This is a genomic window from Paenibacillus sp. TSM33 (assembly GCF_056099025.1).
On sequence record NZ_JBLZXB010000017.1, the window covers coordinates 295,794 to 321,062 of the forward strand.

At 44.7% G+C, this 25,269-nt stretch carries 22 protein-coding genes, 1 pseudogene and 1 riboswitch; all 23 genes and pseudogenes read right to left on the reverse strand.

Annotation, left to right across the window (positions count from 1 at the left end; translation table 11 throughout):
• Positions 1 to 2 precede the first annotated feature (2 nt).
• Positions 3 to 206, reverse strand: coding sequence for a sulfur carrier protein ThiS (gene thiS, locus ACN6NF_RS13185; protein WP_013371465.1), 204 nt, complete (start codon positions 204 to 206; stop codon positions 3 to 5).
• The gene (thiO, locus tag ACN6NF_RS13190; RefSeq protein WP_474318111.1) at positions 203 to 1,351 is read right to left on the reverse strand and encodes a glycine oxidase ThiO; all 1,149 of its coding nucleotides are present in this window, start codon (positions 1,349 to 1,351) and stop codon (positions 203 to 205) included. The genes thiS and thiO overlap by 4 nt, the downstream gene beginning before the upstream one ends.
• A 62-nt stretch (positions 1,352 to 1,413) precedes the next feature.
• Positions 1,414 to 2,001 (reverse strand): annotated as a pseudogene (locus ACN6NF_RS13195) (thiamine phosphate synthase); the annotation flags it as partial.
• Between the two features lie 326 nt (positions 2,002 to 2,327).
• A riboswitch (TPP riboswitch) is annotated at positions 2,328 to 2,436 on the reverse strand.
• Between the two features lie 85 nt (positions 2,437 to 2,521).
• Positions 2,522 to 4,075, reverse strand: coding sequence for an ABC-F family ATP-binding cassette domain-containing protein (locus ACN6NF_RS13200; RefSeq protein WP_013371468.1), 1,554 nt, complete (start codon positions 4,073 to 4,075; stop codon positions 2,522 to 2,524).
• Between the two features lie 183 nt (positions 4,076 to 4,258).
• Positions 4,259 to 5,248 carry a hypothetical protein gene (locus ACN6NF_RS13205; RefSeq protein WP_474318112.1) on the reverse strand — a complete coding sequence of 330 codons (990 nt, stop codon included), beginning with the start codon at positions 5,246 to 5,248 and terminating at the stop codon, positions 4,259 to 4,261.
• Positions 5,235 to 5,789, reverse strand: coding sequence for a hypothetical protein (locus ACN6NF_RS13210; RefSeq protein WP_474318113.1), 555 nt, complete (start codon positions 5,787 to 5,789; stop codon positions 5,235 to 5,237). Before ACN6NF_RS13210 ends, ACN6NF_RS13205 begins: the two co-directional genes overlap by 14 nt.
• Position 5,790: 1 nt before the next feature.
• The gene (locus ACN6NF_RS13215) at positions 5,791 to 6,186 is read right to left on the reverse strand and encodes a hypothetical protein (protein ID WP_474318114.1); all 396 of its coding nucleotides are present in this window, start codon (positions 6,184 to 6,186) and stop codon (positions 5,791 to 5,793) included.
• A 40-nt stretch (positions 6,187 to 6,226) separates the two neighbouring features.
• Positions 6,227 to 6,706: a hypothetical protein gene (locus ACN6NF_RS13220; protein WP_016821930.1), complete on the reverse strand. Its 480-nt coding sequence runs from the start codon at positions 6,704 to 6,706 to the stop codon at positions 6,227 to 6,229.
• A gap of 49 nt (positions 6,707 to 6,755) precedes the next feature.
• Entirely contained in the window at positions 6,756 to 8,840 is a 2,085-nt protein-coding gene (locus ACN6NF_RS13225) for a hypothetical protein (RefSeq protein ID WP_474318115.1), read from the reverse strand.
• Positions 8,830 to 10,665 (reverse strand): pilus assembly protein CpaF, encoded by a 1,836-nt coding sequence (locus ACN6NF_RS13230; protein ID WP_474318116.1) that lies wholly within the window; start codon positions 10,663 to 10,665, stop codon positions 8,830 to 8,832. The genes ACN6NF_RS13225 and ACN6NF_RS13230 overlap by 11 nt, the downstream gene beginning before the upstream one ends.
• Entirely contained in the window at positions 10,665 to 11,522 is an 858-nt protein-coding gene (locus tag ACN6NF_RS13235) for a hypothetical protein (protein WP_474318117.1), read from the reverse strand. The genes ACN6NF_RS13230 and ACN6NF_RS13235 overlap by 1 nt, the downstream gene beginning before the upstream one ends.
• On the reverse strand, positions 11,519 to 12,232 hold the full coding sequence (locus ACN6NF_RS13240) for a hypothetical protein (RefSeq protein ID WP_474318118.1): 714 nt from the start codon (positions 12,230 to 12,232) through the stop codon (positions 11,519 to 11,521). The genes ACN6NF_RS13235 and ACN6NF_RS13240 overlap by 4 nt, the downstream gene beginning before the upstream one ends.
• Positions 12,233 to 12,270: 38 nt before the next feature.
• Positions 12,271 to 13,230 (reverse strand): SAF domain-containing protein, encoded by a 960-nt coding sequence (locus ACN6NF_RS13245; protein WP_474318119.1) that lies wholly within the window; start codon positions 13,228 to 13,230, stop codon positions 12,271 to 12,273.
• Positions 13,231 to 13,271: 41 nt separating this feature from the next.
• Positions 13,272 to 14,762 carry a serine/threonine protein kinase gene (locus tag ACN6NF_RS13250; protein WP_474318120.1) on the reverse strand — a complete coding sequence of 497 codons (1,491 nt, stop codon included), beginning with the start codon at positions 14,760 to 14,762 and terminating at the stop codon, positions 13,272 to 13,274.
• A gap of 180 nt (positions 14,763 to 14,942) precedes the next feature.
• Positions 14,943 to 16,001, reverse strand: a complete 1,059-nt coding sequence (locus ACN6NF_RS13255) for a 23S rRNA (cytidine(2498)-2'-O)-methyltransferase RlmM (RefSeq protein ID WP_474319054.1) — start codon at positions 15,999 to 16,001, stop codon at positions 14,943 to 14,945.
• A 22-nt stretch (positions 16,002 to 16,023) separates the two neighbouring features.
• On the reverse strand, positions 16,024 to 16,797 hold the full coding sequence (locus tag ACN6NF_RS13260; protein WP_474318121.1) for an ABC transporter ATP-binding protein: 774 nt from the start codon (positions 16,795 to 16,797) through the stop codon (positions 16,024 to 16,026).
• On the reverse strand, positions 16,794 to 17,108 hold the full coding sequence (locus ACN6NF_RS13265; protein ID WP_474318122.1) for a thioredoxin family protein: 315 nt from the start codon (positions 17,106 to 17,108) through the stop codon (positions 16,794 to 16,796). The genes ACN6NF_RS13260 and ACN6NF_RS13265 overlap by 4 nt, the downstream gene beginning before the upstream one ends.
• Entirely contained in the window at positions 17,105 to 17,443 is a 339-nt protein-coding gene (locus ACN6NF_RS13270; RefSeq protein ID WP_474318123.1) for a cyclic-phosphate processing receiver domain-containing protein, read from the reverse strand. The genes ACN6NF_RS13265 and ACN6NF_RS13270 overlap by 4 nt, the downstream gene beginning before the upstream one ends.
• Positions 17,444 to 17,515: 72 nt before the next feature.
• Complete coding sequence (locus ACN6NF_RS13275) at positions 17,516 to 18,364, reverse strand: deoxyribonuclease IV (protein WP_474318124.1); 849 nt, start codon at positions 18,362 to 18,364, stop codon at positions 17,516 to 17,518.
• Complete coding sequence (locus ACN6NF_RS13280; protein WP_474318125.1) at positions 18,354 to 19,172, reverse strand: Fpg/Nei family DNA glycosylase; 819 nt, start codon at positions 19,170 to 19,172, stop codon at positions 18,354 to 18,356. Before ACN6NF_RS13280 ends, ACN6NF_RS13275 begins: the two co-directional genes overlap by 11 nt.
• A gap of 66 nt (positions 19,173 to 19,238) precedes the next feature.
• Positions 19,239 to 20,048, reverse strand: coding sequence for a TIGR01457 family HAD-type hydrolase (locus ACN6NF_RS13285; protein ID WP_474318126.1), 810 nt, complete (start codon positions 20,046 to 20,048; stop codon positions 19,239 to 19,241).
• Between the two features lie 502 nt (positions 20,049 to 20,550).
• Positions 20,551 to 21,483, reverse strand: coding sequence for a ribonuclease Z (rnz, locus tag ACN6NF_RS13290; RefSeq protein WP_474318127.1), 933 nt, complete (start codon positions 21,481 to 21,483; stop codon positions 20,551 to 20,553).
• A 79-nt stretch (positions 21,484 to 21,562) separates the two neighbouring features.
• Complete coding sequence (gene metH, locus ACN6NF_RS13295) at positions 21,563 to 25,003, reverse strand: methionine synthase (protein WP_474318128.1); 3,441 nt, start codon at positions 25,001 to 25,003, stop codon at positions 21,563 to 21,565.
• Between the last annotated feature and the right edge of the window lie 266 nt (positions 25,004 to 25,269).

A 25,269-nucleotide genomic window follows, 5' to 3' on the forward strand; every position in this document is an offset into this window, starting at 1 on the left:
GATCAACCGCCTCCTACAAAATGTACAATTTCCAGGCAATCTCCATCCTTAAGTACCGTTTCATGATGATCTTCACGGGTCAATATATGCCGATTCAGCTCTACCACTACGGTTTTCACCTTTAAATCAAGTTCATGCAGCAATTGATCCACACGAGTAATTCGATTAGAAATGGTCATGCTCTGTCCGTTAATGGTCAGCTTCATAAGCTTTCCTCCTTGAGGAGTTCAGAAGAAAATTTGCTTATTCCAAGTGCAGCCGCACCAGCCCCTTTAAGCATGGCTGCCATCGCTCGTCCAGTCGCATCACTAAGCAGGACACCGTTGCGATAATGCCCGACTGCAGCATAGGCACCCTCTACTCCAGGAATAGGGCCAATGAAAGGACGCTCTGCAGTTGCCTGCGGACGTAAGCCTGCCCAAGCACGTATAAAAGAAGCTTCTTGTACACGGGGCAACCAGGCAGATGCACGTGCTAAGAGTCCTTCTAAGCCTCCTACGGTCACCTCTTTGTCATATTGATGCGGAAGACTCGTCGCACCAATCCAAAGCTCGTTATTCTGTTTAGGCACAAGGTAAACATCGTCGGCATAAATGGTATAATCCAACGGATGATCCTTCAAGGAGACTGCTACCGCTTCGCCCTTAACCGGATAAAGTGGATAATCAAATCCAATCTGTTCTAGCAATTTCAAGCTGTCCAAGCCTGCGGCAATCACGACCTGATCGCAGGAAAAAAATCCACTATCTGTTTGCACACCGCAAACTCGACCGTCCTGTATGACCAGTTCCTCAGCTTGAGTTCCGGACCATATTGTTGCTCCCAGTACCGCAGCTGCCCCTGCATAAGCACGACTAAGCTGAACAGGGGCCACTTGTGTCTCCTTTGATCGGTATATAGCCCCAATTACTTGATCTGCCAAGCCGGGAATCCGCCGGGCCACTTCCCTGGCATCCCACCAAACAGGACAATCATCCTCTCGCATATTGGCAGCATTCCAGCGTTTTTGGCCCTCAGCTTCCGAACGAAAGGGGGTCACAAAGCCTTCTGTTCGAAATTCCACTGAAATACCCGATAAACGTTCCAAATCACAGATAAGGTCAGGGAATGCATCTCGACTTGTACGGGCAAATCGTGCCAGCTCATGGTCTGCGAACTCTTCACTTTCCGCTGCCAGCATTCCCACCGCTGCTCCTGATGCTCCCTCACCAGGGATCCATCGTTCCAGCATGATCGTACTTCTTCCCTCCTTAGCCACATGATAAGCAATGGAACTGCCGATCACACCTCCGCCTATGACCAAGCATTCAGCGTGTCCTATCGCTTTTGTCTCTGTATGTGTCTTTGGCATTTGTTCCGTGTCTCCTCTCCAGTGAGTATTCCGCTTTCTTTAGTCTTGTTTCTTGCTACAGATTCGTGAACTACAAGATCTATCATTCGCCTATATTCCATCGCTGCTGCAACGGGTGACTCTGCTTCCCATATACCAGACATCACTGCAATTCCGCTTGCTCCGGCATGATAAAGCTCTGGAACATGGTGAGGTTGTATGCCTCCCAGCGCTATCACCGGAATGTCCGACAATCTGCAAATGCGTTCAAGCTGTGCTACACCCCGCGGTACAAGACCGCTCTTACAATGGGTCTTATATACATGGCCAAATAGTACATAGTCTGCTCCCGCCTGCTCAGCAGTCTGCGCCTCCTCCAAGGAATGTACAGACACTCCACATCGTGTACCCTTCGGAATTAGACTTTTTGCATCCACCACAGATAACCCATTAGCTGGTAGCTGGACAGCTCCTACAAAGGTAAGCATAGCTATGTCCACACGGTCATTTACTACAATTTGCTGCAAAGGAACTCCCTGCTCGATCATGCTACGAGTCAAAGAAAGCAAAGCAGAGGCACCCTTCTGTTTCAAACGTGCGTGTACATAATGAATACAAGGACAAATAGCAGCAGCCACTTGGGGTACATTCACGCAGGAGACACTTTCCATCGTAATTACGTGTAATTCGATCTCATTTTCACCTCTCTTGGACTAAAAAATTGAACTAGTGTTATAAAATAATCGGATAAGCTGAACCTATATAGTTACAGCCCCATATTAGGTAATATCATACGGAGCAGCCACATGTGCCAGCAATAATGAAAGGAGATCGTATGTAAAATCGTCTACGGAAGCTCGAACAAATGAAGATGATTGAAATGCAAAAAACCACTTCCAAAGGAAGTGGTTTGACGAACGTTCGAAATCAAACGGACATTATATCCGTAGACGTATATCGTTCCCCGCGCAAACAAAAGTAAAGAGCTGCTACCTTGTTTGTACGGAACTCACTTCCCTACGCTGGCATAACCCAGATCAGGTACAAAGGGTCCGAAATCCATTTATTCCGTCTCAGCCGCATGGGCGGCTCCCCTAGTGTGACTATTTTATTGTATCAGCTAAAGATAGCTTAGCATATTTTCCTAATTCTGCAAACCCCACGTCGTGTGAAATTTGTCAGAACTGGATTTTAGTTAACTTTACTAGACCACTCTTCTACATTCCACGTTTTGGTTACCCAGTCCTCGTAAAAGTCCGGTTCGTGGGATACAAGTAATACGGTCCCTTTGTATTCCTTCAAAGCGCGTTTGAGTTCATCCTTTGCTTTGACATCCAAGTGGTTGGTAGGCTCATCAAACAGTACCCAGTTGCTCTCACGCATTAACAGTTTACAAAGGCGGACTTTAGCCTGTTCTCCACCACTAAGCGCAGACAAAGGCCGGGTGATATGCTCATTCTTCAAACCACAGCGCGCCAAATGCGCTCGTACTTCATGCTGATTCAAATGCGGAAATTCATTCCATACATCGTCAATCGGTGTAATTTTCTCCGCCTTTACTTCCTGTTCAAAATAAGCAGGCTGCAAGAAATCCCCTTGATAGGTTTTTCCGCTGATTGGAGGTATTTTCCCAAGAATGGTTTTGAGCAACGTAGACTTACCAACACCATTGCAGCCAACAATTGCGATCTTTTCGCCACGTTCGATCGTCATAGACATTTTAGGCAAAAGGGCATGAGTGTAGCCAATTTCAAAATCAATCCCCTCAAAAACCGTTTTCCCGCTTGCACGGGCTTCTTTGAACTGAAAGGTTGGCTTTGCGGCTTCTTCAGGCTTATCAATACGTTCGATCCGATCAAGCTGCTTTTCACGGCTTTTTGCACGGCCTGATGTAGATGCGCGCGCTTTATTGCGCTGAATAAAATCTTCCTGTTTCTTAATATATTCCTGCTGCTTCTCATATGCATCAATATGCTGGGCTTTGTTCAGATCCGCCATTTCAAGAAACTTTTCATAGTTAGCTGAATAACGGGTCATCTTAGCAAATTCAAGATGGTAGATGACATTAACAACCTGGTTCATAAATTCAGTATCATGTGAAATTAGGATAAAAGCATAGGGATAATCCTTCAAATATCGCGTAAGCCATTCAATATGCTCTACATCCAAATAGTTGGTAGGCTCATCCAGCAGCAGTACATTCGGCTTTTCCAACAGCAACTTAGCAAGAAGCACCTTTGTCCGTTGCCCCCCACTAAGTGCTGCTACATCCCGATCCAGTCCGATGGCAGAGAGACCTAATCCATTCGCCATTTCTTCAACCTTCACATCAATGAGGTAAAAATCCCCCATATCCAGTTGCTCTTGAATTTCTCCCATCTGTTCCAGCAAGACTTCCAACTCTTCGGGAGAAGCCTCTCCCATTTTGTCAGTAATTTGCATCATTTCCTTTTCCAATTCCAACAAAGGAAGAAAAGCGTCTTTTAATACATCACGTACTGTTTTACCTGGCGTCAGCTTGGTGTGCTGATCCAGATAGCCATAACGTACACGTGGAGTCCATTCCACTTTGCCTTCATCTTTAAGCAATTTTCCAGTCAGAATGTTCATGAGTGTCGATTTACCAACACCGTTAGCTCCTACCAATCCTACACGTTCCCCCGCAAGTAATCGAAAGGAAACATTTTTAAATAATGCACGATCTCCAAAGTTGTGGGATACATTTTCTACAGTCAATAAACTCATAAGCTGTTTTTGGCTCCTTATTGTCATCGGCACTGCCGACTGTTCTTATTTCATATTACATTTCGTTTCTTTCAAAGTTTTATTGTAGCACATCCAGCAACCTTATCGGAATATTGAAAACAGCGAAATTTAAGGTTTTTCATATAGATTATTCTAAAAAAGAAAAACCACCCCGGAGGGTGATTATTTCAAGTCATTATAATGTTGATACTCGAAGTACCCCGCAGCTGCCGCAGATTTTTCATTTGTAAAATGTTCAATCGCTTTAAAGGGAGCTGGACATGAATCTCTATAAAAATATTTCATTCCAGTGTCTGGTTCTATGCCACCGATAATAGGTTGCTTTCTAACGACTCTGCCACCACCAAACCCGTAGTTATTGTAATACCTGTCTCCAACTGGAATACCTTGGACAAAAGCGATCATCCCCACATCATCTACCGTGTTATACCACTCCTCTTGTGGAATAAGTGGTAGGGTGAACGTATAAGATATGCCGTTACGTGATGCCTTTTCGTTGTGGATATTAATCATTCGAGCCAAGTCCTCCTGAACGCTACGAACTATGGTAGAACGACGCATTTGCTCAAATGTTTTGGGATCATTCAGTAACGAAATAGGGGTCTGACCCTCAAGCTCCCTTTGGAAACCCTCCACCCATCTGTGATTCCGCGCATCATATGCGTGCAGATAATTGTCCAGGGTGAATCCCACACTATTGCCTGCTGCATCAACATAGGCATAAGGCTTTTTTTCGCTCCACTTGGGGTCTATGACCGCTTGTCCATACGTATCTTTGTAGGTTGCTGAAGCGAACGTATAATAACCATCATAATCCAGAATTACAACGACTGGTATGTAATCCAATAACGCACGTTGTGCTGTTGTATCTCCATCAATGCCCATATTAGTGAAGAAAGTGTGCAAGAACGTGGCCAGTGCTTTTCCTTTATCTACACGAAAAAATTTATCTGATCCATATCCGGCCTCGCGTTCCTGGCGTTCATTCTGTGAGAGCACAACACCTGCATCCTGAACAGCGGTACGGAGAGCAGACGTATATTTCATTTCTAGCTGCTGGGCTTCACGCTGATTCTGCACTCGTAAATCACTAACCACACCAAAGGGCAAAAAGAGTAAGATAAATATAACTGCAAAATCAGTAATCTTCATTCAAAACCATGCCTCCGTAAGAAGCTGAAACTGCCGGCTTTTCGTTATCTGTTCCACCCAGAAGCCATGATTTGTACAAATCCGCAGGAGTCCGATTCGTATTATGTAATCGTACTGTAAAATAATCACCGGCCATCAAGGTATATCGACGTGCCTGTTCCGACTTGGGCTGCTGATTATCAGGAAACAGTACAGGTAAAATTTGCGGGTTATAGTAACCATCGTATACAGCTTCATAATCGCCCAGGAAACTGTCTGGCTTTGCCGCATCTGCATAATTCGGCACATATTTTTTGTGCATATGCTCCAATTCAACTTCGTACGTATTACCTGTCAGCTCCAGATCAAGCATAAAATCGTTATACATCGTCGGTGTAATGTAACCTTTGGTTCTTACCATGTCAACAAAATGTATAGTCGAATGATATGTATTTAACCCGGATATATCATCTTGCCGTTCAGCAGCTTGAGCTGCGGGTACGATGTACAAAAGCAATACAGCTAGCAGCGCCGCCAACAGCTTAGATATTGTTTGAACCACTTCAGTCCTCCCCCAATTTCTCAAAACGTACAGATGTTATGTCTCCATTCCCATTACGCTGTGGGTACATGGCATATATAGAGGAAGCATCCAAGGAAGATACATCAGGCTCAAACGGTTCAGAATATACATCGTACTCTGAACCGTCAACTTGAACCGAAATCCCCTCCTGCAAGTTCAAGCGAATGGTCTGAATGACTTGAGTCCCTTTAATCCGTTGCGGCGTCTCAACCCCTATAGTACGGGAGATCCGTCCCTCAGATTGCTCCTCCTGCTGCGACCTTAATTCCAGTGCGCTATCCAGTTGACTGGACAAGTTTGCTGCTGCTGCACATGCGGTTACAAATAGAATAACTGACACACCAAGCCGCAGCATACTTGAAGCGTGATCAGACATGCTCACATCTCCCTTATGACTATTATTCTTGCTGTACTACTTAAGACTGGGTAAACAACAACCCACGTACCACGTTAGATTTGTCTTTAACGATTTCAGCCTTGAATTTACCACTTGGATTTACATATTCATTCTCCTTTTCATTCAGTGTATTCGCGATTTTTCCTGTCTTATCACTGCCGCCATTCACAGCGCCATACTGCTCACTATCTGGACTAATGTTCAGAGCATTTCCGTACCACTGTCCTGACATGTTTTTGCCAGTTTTAATTTGAATACCGAACTGGTCCTTTCCCTGAAATTTCCGCAGCGCATTGGTTACCTGGGAGCCGCTAATCGTCGTGCCGTCGTATACCGTAAAGGAGGCCTGAGACAATTCGGTCTGGATATCGGCGAAATTGTTTTGTGCCGTTTTAGTGGCTTCCTGAGCTGAGATAAACAGTATAACTACAATCGTAATTAGTGCGATGGTCAAAAAAATCCCAGCAGCTACCTTTAATGCCGTTGATGCATTATTCATCTTTTTCTCTCCTCAACTTGTAATATTGGTTAAGCATTATTGAACTTACTTACTGAATTTTTTGTATTTGCTCATAATAGCTATCCATTTGAACAAAGCTCATTCCAATCAGTGGAATTACCAAATATAAAAAGATAAGTCCATACATTGGGGCAAAACCAATCATCCTCCCCCAGATCGCTTTGCTGTCTATTATTTTTTCATACTCCTGTTTTCTTTGTTCAAAATAGTAGGACATATGGGATTCCAAATCATCAAATGCCTCCCTAATGGTAATTTTACCCAAAGACAAATGGAGCTTGTCCACCAGACGTTGAAATTCCGGCAAAGGTGCTTCTTCTTTCAACAAATCGAGAGCTGCCTCTGGCCCATGTTCATAATGAAGCAGACATTTTTGCAGAGGTCTTTTAAAGATAACTGAAAATCTATTCAGCCACTCCAATATTTCCTCGACAGACATTCGTTCCATAACCCTTAGAATGGAGATAACCGTTTGAAACTGATACACCTCATGCTTCATGTCCAAATGACGCATTTTCCGTTGCAAATACAATAAAAGCATGGGCAGTTGATAGGCTACATACCCAGCAACCATACTAATCAGTACTTCCCACCACTTGATATATTCTTCATTCCAATCTTTCAGCTTTTGGAGGATTCGATGGGTATTCAGGGATAGCTGCTCTGAAGTTGCTGTGCCATTAGCATAATGCTCTAAAGCAGCGTACGTTCGCTCGTATGTGCTGTCTGCTTTCATGTTCAGCGTTTGCATGATTTTGCGGTCAATCTCACTCTGCTTCAAAGCTTCCTTTTCCTCGATCGGACTTAAACGTCCAAACATTTGACCCGATTGTACTGGTGCGTGAAGGGTATGCGTTTTTTCAGCTACATGTAAAACAAATATAGAACTGATACTAAGCATTAATCCTAAGATAAAAAGAGCAATTCTGCGTATGTAGAGCCACTCGAGCTTTACCTCCGCACCACTTTCCTTTAATAGTCGGGTTATCTGGAAATAAGATGACATATGCTGCCGGGGAATTAGAGAATCCACTATATTACGAATAATGGGCAGACGATATAACTTCTGCTCCCACACCCTTCGCCCTTTACCTGCACGATATCCTGTTTCGTCGGACTGTTGCAGTTTCTGTAACAAAAAGTAGGATAGGATGATAACAATGTAAACGGTCAATTTCGAGATATAACCCAATTTCCCCTGATAAAACTCATCCATGGATGGAAAACTGGATCTCGCCCATCTCTCGATTGGGGTAGTAAAGAAAACGGGCGCCAGTGTAATCACGTTTAAACTTTTTAGCAGATAGTCTAGTTTATTTCTCCTTAGCAACTCCAACTGGATTTCACGTGCAAGACTGCTTAGCCCCTTCAAATAAATCGAACCACCATCCTCAATCCGATCACCAAACTCCATGACCATATACGAAATACCAGCAAAGGCTTTTAGAAACCGATTTGGAGCCGATTCATAATATCTTTCGAGTGACTCGTGCGGATCAGCATCTGTCAGCGCCTCATGGATGAGTCGTGCATGTCTCCCAGCCTCTGCCTCTGCTAAATCGGCCGCTTCGGATATGGCTTCTTCCACCATACCGTGCTGATGGTAGCGATGACGTACACTGGCGAACAATTCGATCATTTGTGTAAGTAGCCTTTTTTCCATTTGGCTAGTGGCCACATCTATAATAAGGCTGTTGATTACCACTCCGCATAAAACGGCCAATACAGCAAACTCTATTCCTGGTTTCATCATCAACAGCACACCCCCGCTGCAAACAAAAGCTCCCCAGATGAACAGTATCATCTTCATGGTCTGTAGACGAAGCTTATACTCATCGTATGCATGCTGACCAGCTAGTCGCTTACGTACACTCGTGATGTATCCGGATGTGATAGGAACCCTCATACATAACGTGTACAATTTGTGCATTAGAGTTTGCAATTCCCGTTGAAATACCGCTTTTCCCTTTCGCCCTTCCTGTACAGAATGAATTCTACCTTTGCGAACTGCATGGTTCTTATGTTTATGCAACCAATACAAAGCTATATATAGAACTGCAAATCCCCCACCTGATATAAGCAAAACCCACAATAAAATTTCTTTAAGACTCATAGTCTTCCTCCCAATAACGGGTCAAAAAACTGCGGAAATCTGCAGCATCCTTTGCATTCATCTGCTCGCACATTTCTTCTACACTTTTAGCTGTTAAGGGCTTCATTGGTATATAGCTTCCATTTCGATATTCCATAACATGGTGATAGCTATAGCTCGATGAAGCATTGGGACCTACATCCGTATGCTCTGGATTAGGTGGCACACATTCTGTGATCCGTTCGATATAACGCCGCCCTTGCGCATCACGTTTGAGATGTACATCAAAATTAATGACCTGCACTACCTGTTCTTCAGCGATACCTTCGTGCTGAAATACTCCTGTTTTGAGCAGTGAATTACGAAGTGAAAATACAAGATCACGAAATGTTTTAGCATGGTGAGTAAAAATAGTGAACAAACTAGCAACCTGCGACATTTGAATCATCCAAGCAGCCACTTCATCACTCGCTACTTCGCCTAGAATATTAACGGTTCCATCTGTTTTTTTCTGCAAGTCAAGACCTTGTTGTCCTGAGATATGATCTGTTTCTCGAAAGGTAAGAATATTACGGCAACTGTAAATGCTACGTAGATGCAGTTCAAAGGCCATTTCCTGAACGCGAAGCGTATACGAAGCGTAAATATGCTTGATCATCGCCATTAACAATGTTGTCTTACCTGAACCCTGGGCGCCTGTAATCGCAGTAATCCGGCTGCCTTTCATTAGATATGATAGTAGCTGGATTGGAAAATCAGCGTTTTGTCCCCTAATTAACTGTTCTAGCGAAGCACTTTGAATATCAAACTTACGAACAAAGAAAGCCCAAGATTCAGAGAAAGGCGGGCGCACTACTACTACCCGTGATCCATCCTTCATTTCATTGACCTTATAACCATTCGCTTCAGAAAGCTGCCCCGGATAATTGTATTTGTAAATATTTTGACATACCCTTTTAAGCTCACGTTCCGATCCGAAGGAAAGGAATGAAAGATGGATAGTTTTACCTTTGTAGAAAATCCATACGCTCTTATATCCATTCGTAGTAGGCGCAGAGGTTTGTTCAAATACATACTTATCTGAAGGCCACTGTGGTGAAGAAGAAATACTCCCTTCCGGCATACCACTTACGCCCCCACTTACACCATCGATCCTCTGGTCGCGAATATCATCAATGACAGAAAAGCCTTTGTAATTTTGATAAATTCGCTGCACAATAATATCCACTTTCTCCATAAAGGAAAGGGGACGGTATTCACAGTCATAGATATAGCGGATATCCTCTGTCGTTACGAAATAGCTTCCGTTCTCTTCATCTTGCTGTGAATACCTCATTTCGGCTAAGTCGTAAGTATCCAGTAAACGTGATAGTGCATTCGCGCCAAACTTCTGCTGATATTGGTAAAAAATAATTTCGAATTGATCCTGTGTGCTAAACAACTCAGGTCTGGAGAATGGCATAACAGTATCAGCGATTTTCTCGTTCAAACCGTAACCGTTAATCAGAAGCTCACTCATCAGATTTTTAACAAAACGTTTATCTCCACTGCTGCCATTGGCACAGTCTTTTAACGCTCTTCGCAGTTCTGCCCTTTGATGGATACGCCGTCTATATTCCTCTTCATGTAATCCGGCGTCCGCCATCTGGCTATGACTTAGTTCATGAAGCGCATTTTTGATATACTCTATCAATGTTTCGAATGTGGCATCTTCGTTCTTTGGTTCTACCCGAAGAGCTGAATATTGCGAGTGAAGATTCCCTCGATATTTAACAATAATCAGTACGATGCACAACAGCACAATGCAGGTAACAATTAATCCGTTGATCACATGAGCAGACAGCATTAAACGCCCCTCTCCAAAGCCTTGAGCCGAAGATCGGACTCTGCCGCCTCCAGAATAGCTTTGCTAATCTGCCTTACGCTCTGCGCCCATCCTACAGACATAAAAAACTTACGTTGCTGCTCTTTTCCACTTCGCACCTCGCGCTGCACATGGCCAATCACATCCCTGCGGTTCCATGCGTCCATAAATTCGGTGCTATAAGGGACTGTATGCAAAGTACCTTTGTAGCCATATCTCCTGCGGATATTCGCTTCATTCGCTTGTGAATGCACATCATATTTTCCAAGGACAATTATTAAGGGTAATGACGAATATGTGGATAACGGAGATACAGATTCAAAATAAGCGTCCAACTCACGCATATTCTGAGTGAGCGATAGAACGGCCAGTTTGGCTTGTGCACATGCTTCATGCTGTACAGCCCCCCAGCCTACTCCACTCCCTGCATCAATCAGCGTTAAATCATAATATTGATTTGCTGTATCAATTACCACTTTTACAAGATCAGGGGAAAGTAGCGGCGGTGCAGCTCCAAAACCGGAGGTTCCCTCAAGTACATCCAGTGTGTGTTCTAGCACAGGTGTCGTATAGTTACGAATATTTTCTCTTGACAGCGTCCCTCTCAGAACTAAACGTGAAACAGCATCCCAGCCCCCTTCCTGAATCTGTAGACTTGGATCGTCCATACCGTACTCCTGTAAAGGAAATCCTGATTCAATACCGGTATGCCTACGGCCCAAATGAGTCAATAGTAGTCTTCCTCTATATAAATTACCTATGGTAATTGCTATTGCTGCTGCTAATGAGCTACTTCCACTCGCTCCCTTAATGGGACTCCAAAACAAAATGGTGCTCATGCTCTCCTCCTTTCCGCACGCTTTAGCGCACGACGACTCTCTTTTATCTCCCAACTCATCCATTCTCCAATGCAACGGCACAATTCTCTCTTATATATTCTGGATAGAGGTTTTAGCAGAAGCTGTTTCTTATGCTCATTTTCCAGCTTTAGAGCAAGCTGCCCCTCATCCCATGGCAGTACATACGGTTCTTGCTGCCATAAGGCAGGGAAGCGGTTCATGTATTCCCATAAGTACGCCTGCTCCACACCGCAATCCACTGCCTGTATAAATAGCTTGTGAAATACAAGATCTTGGGGGAATCCAGGTTGGTCAAACAAATACTTAAGCCAATTCTGTCCGTTGTACATTAGCATGTGGCTATAATCACTGACCCAAACTCGCAGTTCCGCCGTTTTCCAAACAGAAATTGAACAAAAATCAGGTAGCTCTACATCCAAAATAACAATGTCGTAAGTCTGTTCTGCCTTTTGATCAGCCAGCATACCGATATGCAGATCTTCCCATGCTGTAAATCCAATCGCCACATCAAATCCACAAAACTGCGTAATGGGTAGTGGTTTATCGAGCATTCCTATGCTATACCGATACTGTCCCCGCAGTGTAGCATCCACAAGCAGTACCTGTTGACCAGAAGCTGCCAATACGCTGCTGATGTATAATAAGGTATCGCTTTTGTCACAAAGACCGGCAAATATCCATGTTTTCATACTTCCGTTCCTTTTCTCTCATTTATTTGGCATACGGATCAGAGCTGCCGCCCTGTTAGAATCTTCGTTTGTTCTATGTGATCCTGTTCTTCACTTCCTGTATCATCAATCCCTCTTGCTGAGTCTTCTATAGATGCGCCTCCATGCTGAGCTGCAACCTCCTCACTTAGACCTCTTTCCACAGGTGTTGAAATCTTATTGTTTGATGAACTAATTGCATTTTCTAGAGAATCTCGTAGCTGCTTGGACAGTTTTTGTTCAGCAACATGGACTAAATTCGGATCACTATTCATTAACGCTAACACCTGTGCATTAGGCGGATAGGTCGGGATGGCCTTGGGCTGAAATTGGGGATCTACATATGTCAGAGCATAAATGGATGCTTTATGCAGATAGGCATCTACAATTGCACTCGAAAGCGCTAATATTTCCTGCTCATTCATAGTAACCCATACGGTTGAACCTTCCAGCCGGGAAATCTTCTTTTTGGATAATAAAATGTAATCCTGACCTGTTGGAAATTGAATGCGGATATCTACTTCGTCCCCTGACTTCAGGCTGCTGGGCAGTACCACCACTTTTAACTCACGGTTGCGTAGATCCTTAGGTGTGGGTTCATCAGCAGTAATCATAGCCGATGTAAGCACAGATCCTTTTTTTAGTTCTATCTTAGCTGTGGTGCCAGAAACTTCACTTTTATTTGCTAACAAATTAGTCGGGGCTTGAGAACCAGGAACCTTAATTCCCTTCAAGTCATTAGATGTAATCTTCTCGCCTGCTGAAATGTCACGAACAACCGTCCAGCCTGTTTTCGCGGTCCGTTGCTCTTGTTCATAGAGTTTCCATTTCTGCTCTGCCTCCACCTCTGCCTGTTTCCTAATCTCACTCATTTGATGGATATTCACCATAAGGTAGCCCACAAAGATCATGCCTACAATTCCTGCGCCAATACAACCTGCGTATAGTTTTTGTTTGCTGCTTTTTCTTAGCTTGGACACACAGCTTCTCCCCTACCTCTTTTTGGTATATATCTGTCTATTTAGTGCTGCCGTTTAAGGAATCTGAAACGTCTTTTCCGAGTGTCTGTAATGACTCCACGAAAAAGCTCGTCCAATACCTGATCCATTTCATCATCCCGTTCGAAAGGGTCTGAATGGAACGGCAGCGCAAATACTTTATCGTGATCTAGCTCCTTTCGTAGCCTGCGTACAGCCCCCGAGGGTGCCAATGGCAAGCAGTAGTTCCATTTGTGTTGCGGATGACGCTGAAGAGATCGGGCTAGGCCCGTTATATCCTGCACTCTCCATTCGGCACCTGAGCCAACAACTAGCGGGTAATCGGCTCTCAAAAATTCTTCCAGTCGTTCATTGTCCTGCCCATTCCCCAAGTCCAGTACGATAAATCTGTAGGAGCCGCCCAGCAAAGAAATGACATCCGCACGAGATGTTTGCCGCCAATAATGGACTCCATCGACTTCAAAACGCCGACTTGAACTCGCTTGACCAACAGGTATGCCTTCCACGACTTCTTGCAGTCGGGCAAATGCCTTAGCTGTACTATGTAGCTCAACCAAGGCTACGGAGTGGGTCCTTCGAGCCAAATAGTGGCTCACCGCAATTGCTGTGTGCGTAGCACCGGAGCCGGAAGATACACCCAGCACAGCCACTACCCTTGTTCCAGCATAATCCATTGAATTACTAATAGATTTTCCTGGTTGAGCAGGCTTAAAATCAGCACTGCGCCTCAGTTCTCCAATGACCTCCTCAGCAGACTGAAATCGTTCCTCAGGATGATGCCGCAGCAGCTTTCGAATTATCGGAATCAAATGTCGAGGCAACTCCCCGCGAATATACCCTTCAACTCCTGCTGTCCACTCGCTATATTTACCACCTGTACATAAATACAATAGTAACGCCCCCAGACTGTACAGGTCCGAGCGAGCATCCGTCTGTCCTGTTCCATATTGCTCTGGGGCAGCAAAGCCTACTGTGCCCAGCTTGATCGTATCCTGATCCAGCTGGGACTTATAACTCCTCGCTATCCCAAAATCGATTAGCTTAAATTCCATTTCCGGTGTCAGCATAATATTCGCCGGTTTGAGGTCCCGATAAATGACTGGCAATTGACGAGTATGCAAATAATCAAGAACATCCAGTACCTGCAGAGCGAATGGAATGATTTGCTCCTGTGGAATATAGCCTTGGTAGCCCCTCATGTATGCTTCCAGTGTAATTCCTTCGATGTAGTCCATAACCAGATATACCGCACCAGATGGAGGATATTCAAAAAAATCAACAATTCTCGGTAAACGTGGATGGCTCAGCGAAATTAACATTTCGGCTTCCGTCCGTACAATCTTCATTATTTTTGGATCGGCAATCGATTCCTTCACTGCCCAATGCTTGCCCGGTAGCTTTAAATCTTCGGCCATGAACACGCGGCTCATGCCTCCCGAACCTAACGTGCGAATAATTCGGTAACGCTCACCGACAATTGACCCGAACTCTAATTGTGATGGTTGATTCATCATTCTCTTACCTCCCTTCTATAAGCAGACAACGCAAAAAAGGGAAAGCCACCGCAAAATGAAGTCTTCATGCTGACATGAAAACAATTTTCGCGGGATGCTTTCCCTTGATTTAACACAATTATTTTGTTAAAGGAACAATTTGGCTTTATTATATAGCACACCTGTATCTATTGTAAAGAATTATTTTCCATACTTGATCATATACAGGGTAATCTCGTCTCGGTTATGGAAAAGCTGCTTAGCTCGCTGAATCTGCATGCCGGACTCCTCAAATGAAGCAATCACATCATGAATGAGCGCCAAGGGCTTTTTATGCATTAGCTTGACTGTTACGATAGCCGTACCACCACTCCGCAAACTATATAGTAGATCAGTAACGAGCCTTGCCATCTGTTTTGGACTCCAGCTCATATCACAAACCAGCAGATCGAACGAATTCTCTTTGAATTTGACTTCACTTGCATTTTTACGCAAAAATGTCAGATTGGCGTACTTCATCAGCGATGGCTCCATCTTGGCCGGATCAACCGCTGTAACTTTCAGTCCACGCTCCAGCAAGAAGGAAGTCCATCCCCCCGGTGCTGCCCCAATATCCAGTCCCTGATGGAAAGCGCTAAAATCAATGCCGAATGTTGCTTCTGCTTCCAGTAGCTTGAACTTGGCACGAGAGATCTGTCCGTCTTCCTTCTGAAAACGAACTGCACCTCCGCTCCAATCCGATAGGTTGTCCTGAGGATGTGATACTCCTGCGTACCACGCATCCGTATCTGCAAAAACGGACACAATAACATCGGCGCCTTGTACTACCAACTCCATAGGTAGATCATTTAATTGTTCACTCAAAGCTAGCTTGAGCGCACCTGCGCTTTCAGTCCAACTACTATTAGATCCTTTGCGTACTTGCAAAGAAACACGTTGATCTATCAATTCCCTGCGGTTACGGATAAATGCAACCAGACGCTCTTGCACTTGAACCAGATCCGTACCTTCCTCCTGAAAATGAACAGGAAACAAGTGACGCAGAAACATCGGTGGCTGACCTGTAATCGTCTTCACTGCCTCAATTTCTTGCGCAGGTAATGTTGCTAGAAAAATTTCACCAGGTAGAAGCATCGTACTTTTTACAGACCCAAATAATCTTCTAAGCTCCTCTTGAGCATAGGGCGCAAAACCATGGTTGGCCGTACAAACAAATCTTGATGTCGACAAAGTGGACTCACTCTGTTCATCTGTATTCACGTTTAGTTCTTCCAAAATAACGTTACCCTCCAGTGCACACCCGAATCCAGGGACGTTCACCATCCCATTCCAGCTCAACTGGAACTTCATAAGTGTGCATAATCAATTCTTTTGTTAAAACTTCTCTTTTCGGTCCAGCAGCTGCAACCTGACCATCCCGAATAAGTGCAACATGTGTAAAGAGGGGGACAATCTCCTCAATGTGATGAGTTACATAGATCACTGATAAGTTCCGCTTGCGAAGCCGATCAATCTCGACCAACATCTTTTCCCGTTCAAATAAATCCAACCCGGCACAAGGCTCATCCATAATCAGCAGACGAGGTTCAGCCATCAGTGAGCGGGCCAGCATTACCTTTTTACGCTCTCCTTGAGATAATGTGCCTAACGGGTGATGAATCAGATCACCTAAATTCATACCCTCCAGAAGAGATACGGCTTTTTCTTTTGCCTCCGTGGGAATCTCCTGATAAAAACGCAAAAAAGCATACGCACCTGTAGCCACCACTTCCCAAACGGGATCTTTTAGCGCCAGCTTTTCCAGTAATGTCTGGCTAATGTATCCGATCTGCTTGCGAACTTCCCGCACATCACATTGACCATACGTTTGCCCAAGCACCTCAACCGTACCTCGACTTGGAAACATATACCCTGTCATCATTTCCAACAATGTTGTTTTGCCGGAACCATTTCGACCCAGAATAGCCCAATGTTCACCTTCTCGTATTTCTAGGCTTACATCGTCCAAGATACGTCTTTCTTCCCGCTGCAATGTAATGTTCTTCATGGATATCATTCCATCACGCTCCTTATCCTGCTCAGCAAGTGTTCTACAGATTCCATTTTGTAGATGATTTCAGGATTTTTGTTTTCACCATTATATATAAGAAGCGCGGGGACGCTGGAAATCCGATACTCCTGCACCAGTTCAGGAATATAGTTAATGTTGCTTTGCGCCACTGCTCCTTCGGGGAGCAAATGCTCTGCTACCTCCAACATTCTACGGGCAGCCGCGCATGTTCCGCACATGGGAGTGTATACAAACAAAGCCAGCTTGCATCCCTCCCATGTGGCACGGCGTACCTCTTTTTGTCCGATCTCTTTCATCGCTTAGACTCGTTTATGATCTCTTGCATACGCACCTCAGGAATCGGCCCGTTATGAACAGTGACTCCCTCCGGCTTATTCGCATAAAGCAGTTCATACATGGCTTGCCGCCCCTGCGGACTGGAGGAATGCAAGTAAATTTCACGCGGATATAACTGTTTACTTGCAATAGCAGCAGCAACATCCTTTCCCGTCGGTTGACCCGGGCCCAAATCATAATCTAACGATAGTATCGAAATAGGATATTCATGAAGCAGAAGCAGACACTCATCCGCGTCCCTTGCCAGTTTAAAACCTGGAGGACAAGGTCGATAATCGTCCATAAACAAATACATCAACTTCTCCTCCTTCTTCCCAAAATGTAAGCTTACATAAACCTCTTAGTTAACTTTTATCATCTGAACAATTTACTGCCAGCTTTGAACCATTTGAATATCTTCCTGATGGGTCCCATCAGGTCCAGCCTCACTCTCCAAAACGACAGGAATACCTCTTACGGCTTCTTGTTCTGTTATCCAGCGCATGCCTTCAGTACCAATGTAACCTTGCCCCACGCGCGCATGTCTATCTTTTTTAGAGCCGTACGGGTATTTGGAATCGTTCAAATGAACTCCGCACAGCGCTGACCAATAGCCGAGGCGATCCCCTTTTTCAAGCAAAGCTTCGTCCATTCTACCGTTCCACAATCCCGCTGCATACGCATGACAAGTATCCAGGCAAAATCCAATGCTGTCAGGATCTCGACACAACTGGCGAATTTGAACCATTTCCTCCAGCGTGGTTCCCATGGGACCGTGATCCCCCGCCTGATTTTCAATTAATATTTTTGCATTTCCCTGCCAGTCTTCCAGCACATCATTCAGACAGTTAATAATATTACGATAGCCCTTCAGCGGGTCAGATGAATGCATATGCCCAAAATGAACAACTATCCCCTTCGATCCGCAGGCTTCAGCAATATCCAAATCATTGCGTAATGAAGCAACCATCAGCTCATAAAGTTCCTGACCGCGTTCGCGACCATAAGCTGGATTAACGGGATATGGTGAATGAGCAATGGATTGAAGCTGGTGCTCTGAGCAGTAAGCTTTGCAAGCAGCAGCATCTATTGAACTCCACTCCTTCAGCCTGAGACTACGAGGATTTTTCGGAAAATATTGAAATGAGCGTCCTCCCTGCTCTCGTGCACGTATAGCAGCTTTGGAAAAGCCACCACGCGTACTCACGTGGGAGCCGATAAGCAATTTAGGCATCATGCTGCTGCACCGGGCAATAAAATGCTTTTTTCCCCGCCAGCTCGACTCTTACAATTTTCCCACCGCTTGGAGATTCTTCTCCTTCACGGTCATATACTCGACACTGATGATCAAAGCCACCTGTGAGCGTGTCTCCCTCCATTAGAGGCATTTCCATATAACCGCCCTCCGCAGTAGCTTCACGAAGTACGGATTGAGTAGCATGATATAGCTTTTCCACTTTTTCTGGAGACTGTACAATGTTTTGTACCTTGGAACCCGGTGTAAATCCAGCGATATAAGCAATTTCGTCCGAATAGCAATTTCCAATCCCCGAAAAAACTTGCTGATTTACCAGTGTTGTTTTCAAAATTCCCCGTCGTCCTTTTAGACGTGCTGTAAAATTCTCCAACGTCATACGACGGTCTAACGGATCGGGTCCCAGGTCTGACAAAGCTTCATCTGTTTCTTTAGCCGTCAGCAAGTGTAGATAACCTAAGCGCAGTCCGATAAAATAAAGCTTCACTCCGCTAAAATCCAATTCGATCTGAACTGTGCGGTCTGGACGTTGCTCCTCCGTTCCCAGATACAACAGTCCTCCCAACATCAGATGGAGCACAAGCCGTTTTCCCGTATTTAAATGAAAAATCAAATGCTTGCCTCGACGCTCTAAATATACAACGGTCGCACCCATCAATTGCTTCTTAAAGGTTTCCACTTCAGTATTAATGGACTTTTCACGGCTAACCGCCACTCCAGTAATCGGAATGTCCAAAATTTGTTTCGATAATAAGATTCTGTAGTTTTCCATTTCGGGAAGTTCCGGCATATCAACATCTTTCCTTTCGTAGCTACATAGCTTTTAATTCTCGCAAATTTCTAAAACATATATTTTTTATGACTCCAGTTCTTCTTTTATCCATTCCTGCAGTTCGTCCAAATTTTCAAACATCAGATCAGGTTTTACTCCAACGGCACGAATATGTTCATCCAAATTAGCGCGAGTCGTCACACCCGTCAGAATCAGAGCTGTTTTACAACCTGCTGCTGCACCTGCCGCAATATCTGTAAGCATATTATCGCCCACAACCAGAGCTTCATCCGCTCTAATGTTCAAGCGATTCAGTGCATAATTCATTAGCACGCTTGAAGGCTTGCCGATGACGACCGGTTTGACCTGTGAAGCAGCTTCAATGGCAGCTCCAATGGTACCTGCACCTGGTGTAAGTCCGTCATGCGAAGGCAATTGTAGATCCGGATTTGTCAAAATAAATGTAGCTCCCTCACGAATCCAACGCATGGCAGCTGCCAGCGTTTCATATGTAAATTGACGATCTATCCCCTGTACCACATAATCAGGATGATTCTGAACAAGCTGCAAGCCAGCCCCTGTGAGTGCCTCGCGTAATCCCGTTTCACCGATACAATATACATGAGCTCCAGGGCTTTGCTGTGCAACATATTGTGCAGCTGCCAACGCTGAAGTATATACTTCATAACTAGCTGCTTCAATTCCCATACCAATCAAATGCTCGGCCACCGATTCGGGTGTACGTGAAGCATTGTTTGTGACATATGCATAAGGTATTTGCTGTGAACGTAATCGCGAAATGAACAGATCCGCACCCTTGATCATCCGATTTCCATGATAAAGTGTTCCATCCAGATCAATTAGTAACGATTTTATCGCAATCCCCTCCCCCACTTCAATTCATACATCATAACATTGAAAATAATAATTCACCCCATGAATGGTATTCTCCTTTTTATTTAACCACCTGAATGACTTAGGACATTAAATAATCGGTCATTTCCATTCATCTCATCTATCTTAAGTCAAAAATGCTTATGAAGTCCATGAATTGCTGGTAAACCAACCAAAATAGCGTCAACTCTCGCTAAAAGCCGTGGCTTCCACATAGCACAAGATCATTTCTTCGTCGAAATCCATCGAAGATGCTACGTCTTCAAAGGGAATTTCCTGTATTTCCTGGGCATACTCAAGCAACTAAATCCTTTAAATTCGATATATAGAAACTCATATATGACATACCTCCATATGTGGTAGAACAATTTCATTCATCCCCTTAATGATGCCGTCTCACCTCTTGTCGCATCCTGCGCTTTCCCGGAAAATAATTTATAGTGAAAAAGAAAAGCGCCGGAGCAAGCCCCGGCACCTATGCACATATCTTCTCTCCAATCGTTTATTGACCGATATCAGGTACCGGTAACAACACATGCTGCTCCGCAAGCAATGAATTGGGGAAGAGGCTCTGCGCTTCCTTCAGCAAAGGCTGAAGCTGCTCTTGATCCTTATACCTAGAACTAAAATGCGTCATAATTAACTGCCCCGCGCCTGCGGCTTTGGCTGCTTCCGCTGCCTGAAGCGCCGTACTATGATGATACTCATACGCCGTATCCGCCAGGTCATGTAGAAAAGTGGCTTCATGAACGACGACAGTTGCATCTCGTGCCAGCAGCACTGTATTCGGACAAGGTCTTGTGTCCCCTAAAATAGTGATGATACGCCCCTTTTTAGGTGAACCCAATACATCCTGGGGATGCAAAATAACTCCACCCTCTACTTCCACGCTTTCTCCACGCTTTAATTTACCGTACACTGGGCCAGGCTTGATCCCGTATCGCTCCAGCAATTCTTGGTTGAGCTTACCGGGCTTATCCATCTCTACAATTCGGTAGCCATAACTGTCGATCCTATGGTCCAGCAAAGCTGATTCCACCCGAAATTGACCATCATCAAACATAACCCCGCCCGTATGCTCCACAATATGTAGTGGGTAATTGATACGAGATTGGCTGATCCCTAAAGATAGCTCAATATATTGCTGAAGCCCAGGCGGTCCATATACCGTCAGAGGTGCAGTACCTCCCTGATATGCCCTGCTCGACAAAAGGCCCGGCAGACCAAAAAGATGATCCCCATGCAAATGAGTGATGAATATTTTTTCAAGTCTGCTCAGCTTGAGCGGCGAACGCAACACTTCCTGTTGAGTGCCTTCACCGCAGTCAAACAACCACATGCTTCTTCGTTCCTCCAGTAAACGAAGAGCAATGGATGTTACGTTTCTCTGAATTGTAGGTACCCCTGCATTTGTACCGAGAAAATATAATTCCATGACATTTACCTTCTTCCTGCTGACCAGCAAAAAACCTCCGAAGCTCGGAGGGTATTTGCTATCCCATCTGATAAAGGTGTTAAACCTTTTCGACGTTAAAGTACTGCGCCTGAGGGTGGCTGAACACCATGGCTGATACTGAAGCCTCCGGTTCCATCATAAACCCTTCCGTTAGCTCAACGCCAATGTCCTCAGGTTTTAACAATTGGAACAACGGTCCCTGATCCTCCAGATCCGGACATGCCGGATAGCCAAAGGATACCCGTATACCTTGATATCTGGCGCCGTGCCGCTGTTTCATCGTCATATCGGCAGGGTCTGGGAAACCCCAGCTATCCCTGATAATATGGTGAAGCCGTTCTGCTAACCCTTCTGCCACTTCGAGCGCTACTGCTTGAAGTGCATGTGAGCGCAGATAATCTCCGTTGTCTTTCCATTGGGTAGATAGCTTTTGAATGCCATGACCAGCGGTAACAACCATGAAACCCACATAGTCCATAACCCCTGATTCCACTGATTTCAAAAAATCAGCCAGACATAGATAAGGTTCTACCTGCTGACGTGGAAACGTAAATGTGTGCAGTACCTTGCTTACATCCAACGGATCATAGATTAGAATTTGGTTTCCTTGAGACTGAGCCGGGAAGAACCGATACATAGCATGCGCCTGAATAATTCCGTCTGTAACAGCTTCAAACATAATGCTATCCACGGTTTCCTTCAACTGAATCGCTTTCGGGTTCCCCGAAGCTAGCAGTTGCTCAACATTGCCTTTTAATCCAAGATGATGCCCCATCAGCATCTGCATATTCACATAAGGCAGAATATAATTCAGGGGGTAGTTACGCAGTACATGGCGATCCGTATCCGGCGGGATATAGACGGGCAAATCCTGAGCAATGTTAGAGCGTACAGCCCGAGTTAGCTTAGGGAGCGGCTTGGCCTCCACGACCGTTGCCGCTTCCGCCTCCTGCTCAGCCTTCATGTCCTCCGCCATTTTTTTACGGGACTCAGGGTCCATAAGCTTATTGGCAATATCCAGTCCATCCATAGCATCTTTCGCGTAGGCTACTAGCCCATCATACTCAGGGCGAATACGATTTTTAGTAAACTTACGCGTTAAGGCAGCTCCACCAACCATTATTGGAATATCAATATTCGCATTTTTCAAATCCTGCGCGGTTAGCACCATTTGTTGTGCCGATTTAACAAGCAGACCGGACAGGCCGATCATGTCAGCCTTTTCTTCACGATAAGCCTCAATGATGCGTTCTGGTGGTACTTTTATACCCAGATTTACAATATGGTAACCATTGTTGGATAGAATAATCTCCACCAAATTCTTACCTATATCATGCACATCACCTTTAACCGTAGCCAACAAAATCTTACCTTTTACTGAGGATTCATTTTTCTCCATGAACGGCTCTAAATAAGCCACGGATGCTTTCATCACTTCAGCGCTTTGCAGAACCTCCGCAACAATCAGCTCGTTGTTGTTAAACAGACGTCCTACTTCTTCCATCCCTTTCATTAGCGGTCCGTTAATAATCTCCAGAGAAGAATATTTAGCGAGCGCTTGCTCCAGATCCGGGATCAGTCCCTCCTTACTTCCCTCCACTACATAGGAAGCCAGCCGTTCTTCGAGCGAAAGGTTTGATATCTTCTCTTTTTTCTCCACTTTCTTGTTACGGAAAGCTGCTACAAATGCAGATAACGTATCGTCATTTGTTTTATAGATCAGGTCTTCCGCCAATTTCCGTTCATGCTCGGGGATCGATGCATAGCGTTCAAGCTTCTCCGTATTTACGATTGCATAATCCAGTCCCGCTTTGGTGCATTCGTACAAATAGACAGAATTGAGCACTTCACGACCCGCTTCCGGTAAACCAAAGGATACGTTACTGATGCCCAATATGGTATGGACCCCAGGAAGCGCTTCTTTAATGATACGTATGCCCTCAATCGTTTCCTTAGCCGAACCGATATATTGCTCATCCCCTGTTCCTACTGGGAATACGAGCGTATCAAAAATGATATCCTCCGCTGCCAGACCGTAACGGTTCACCAACAGATCATAAGAACGTTTAGCTACCTCAAGCTTATCCTCACGCGCAATTGCCTGTCCGCGTTCATCAATCGTTCCGACAACAACAGCAGCCCCGTATTTATGAATAATTGGAGCCATTTTCTCAAATTTCTCTTCACCATCCTCCAAATTAATGGAGTTAATAATGGCCTTACCCTGCGAATATTGAAGTGCTTTATCGATAACTTTAATATCTGTGGTATCAATCACCAATGGTACTTTCACTTTGTTTACAACCAGTTTCAAGAACGCTTCCATGTCTATCATTTCATCACGGTCAGGATCTTGCACACAAATATCAATGACATGTGCTCCGCTTTTTACCTGAGCACGAGCAATTTCAGACGCCTCTTCATATTTGCCTTCCACGATCAAACGCTTGAATTTTCGAGAACCCAGAACGTTCGTTCGCTCACCAACCATATACGGACGATTATCCTGTTCAATATACACAGGCTCAATGCCTGATACGGCAGGAGGATGATGACCTACGAGCTGACGAGGCTCAAACTGCGCCATACTTTCACTCATTACCCTTATATGCTCTGGTGTAGTACCACAACAGCCTCCTGCAATATTCAACCAGCCTTTTTCAGCGAAAGCAGCCATTTTACGAGCTAATGAATCTGGCGATTCATGGTATTGACCATTTTCATCGGGCAAGCCCGCATTTGGATAACAGCTAATAGCTGCAGAGGACATTTCAGACAAAGAACGAATATGATCACGCATAAACTCTGGACCTGTAGCACAATTCAGTCCAATCGAGATTGGATTTAAATGTTCGAGTGATATGCAGAAGGATTCAATGTTTTGTCCGGCCAACGTTGTTCCCATCGGCTCAATCGTGCCAGAAATCATTAATGGAAGCTCAATCCCTGTCTGCTCAAAAGCTTGACGAATTCCAATGCTACCTGCCTTGACGTTAAGCGTATCCTGTGAGGTCTCCAACAGAAGAACATCTACCCCACCTTCAATAAGCGCCAAAGCCTGCTCCTGATAGCTTTCAATCAGCTCTACAAATGTAACACCGCCTGTGACAGACAAGGTTTTCGTAGTTGGCCCCATAGCTCCTACAACAAAACGAGGCTTGTCCGCAGTACTGTATTTATCCACCGCGTTACGCGCCAGTTTGGCCGCCACCAGATTAATTTCACGGGCACGTTCTGGTATATCGTAATCCGCCAAAACGACGGATGTCGCTCCAAATGTATTCGTTTCAATCAGGTCTGCTCCGGCCTCCAAGTATGCTTCATGAATCCCTTGAATGACGTCCGGTCTTGTTAAGACCAACATCTCGTTGCAGCCTTCCAACTCTTCCCCACCAAAATCAGCGGCAGAAAGGTCTTCCTGCTGAATCATAGTGCCCATAGCCCCATCAAGAAGGAGTATTCTTCGTTGTAACGCATCCTGCAAGCTAACTTTATCCAAAATTTCTTCACCCCCGCAAAACGTTAAATCCTAGTTTAGCAGAAACCGTATCATTTAGATAGATTGAAGTAAAAACATACGTTTTATGCAGGGTAATCTTCTTCACAAACGGCATTGCTGATCTATTTTTGTAGTATGCATCGTTATAGACGAACGTCTTTAAACTGTATCTTTTAGCTATAGTCGTTCCCATATAAATGTTTCAGCCTGTATTGTACAACTGGATAAGACATGGTATTCTTTATATAACATTAATCCAAGTGGAA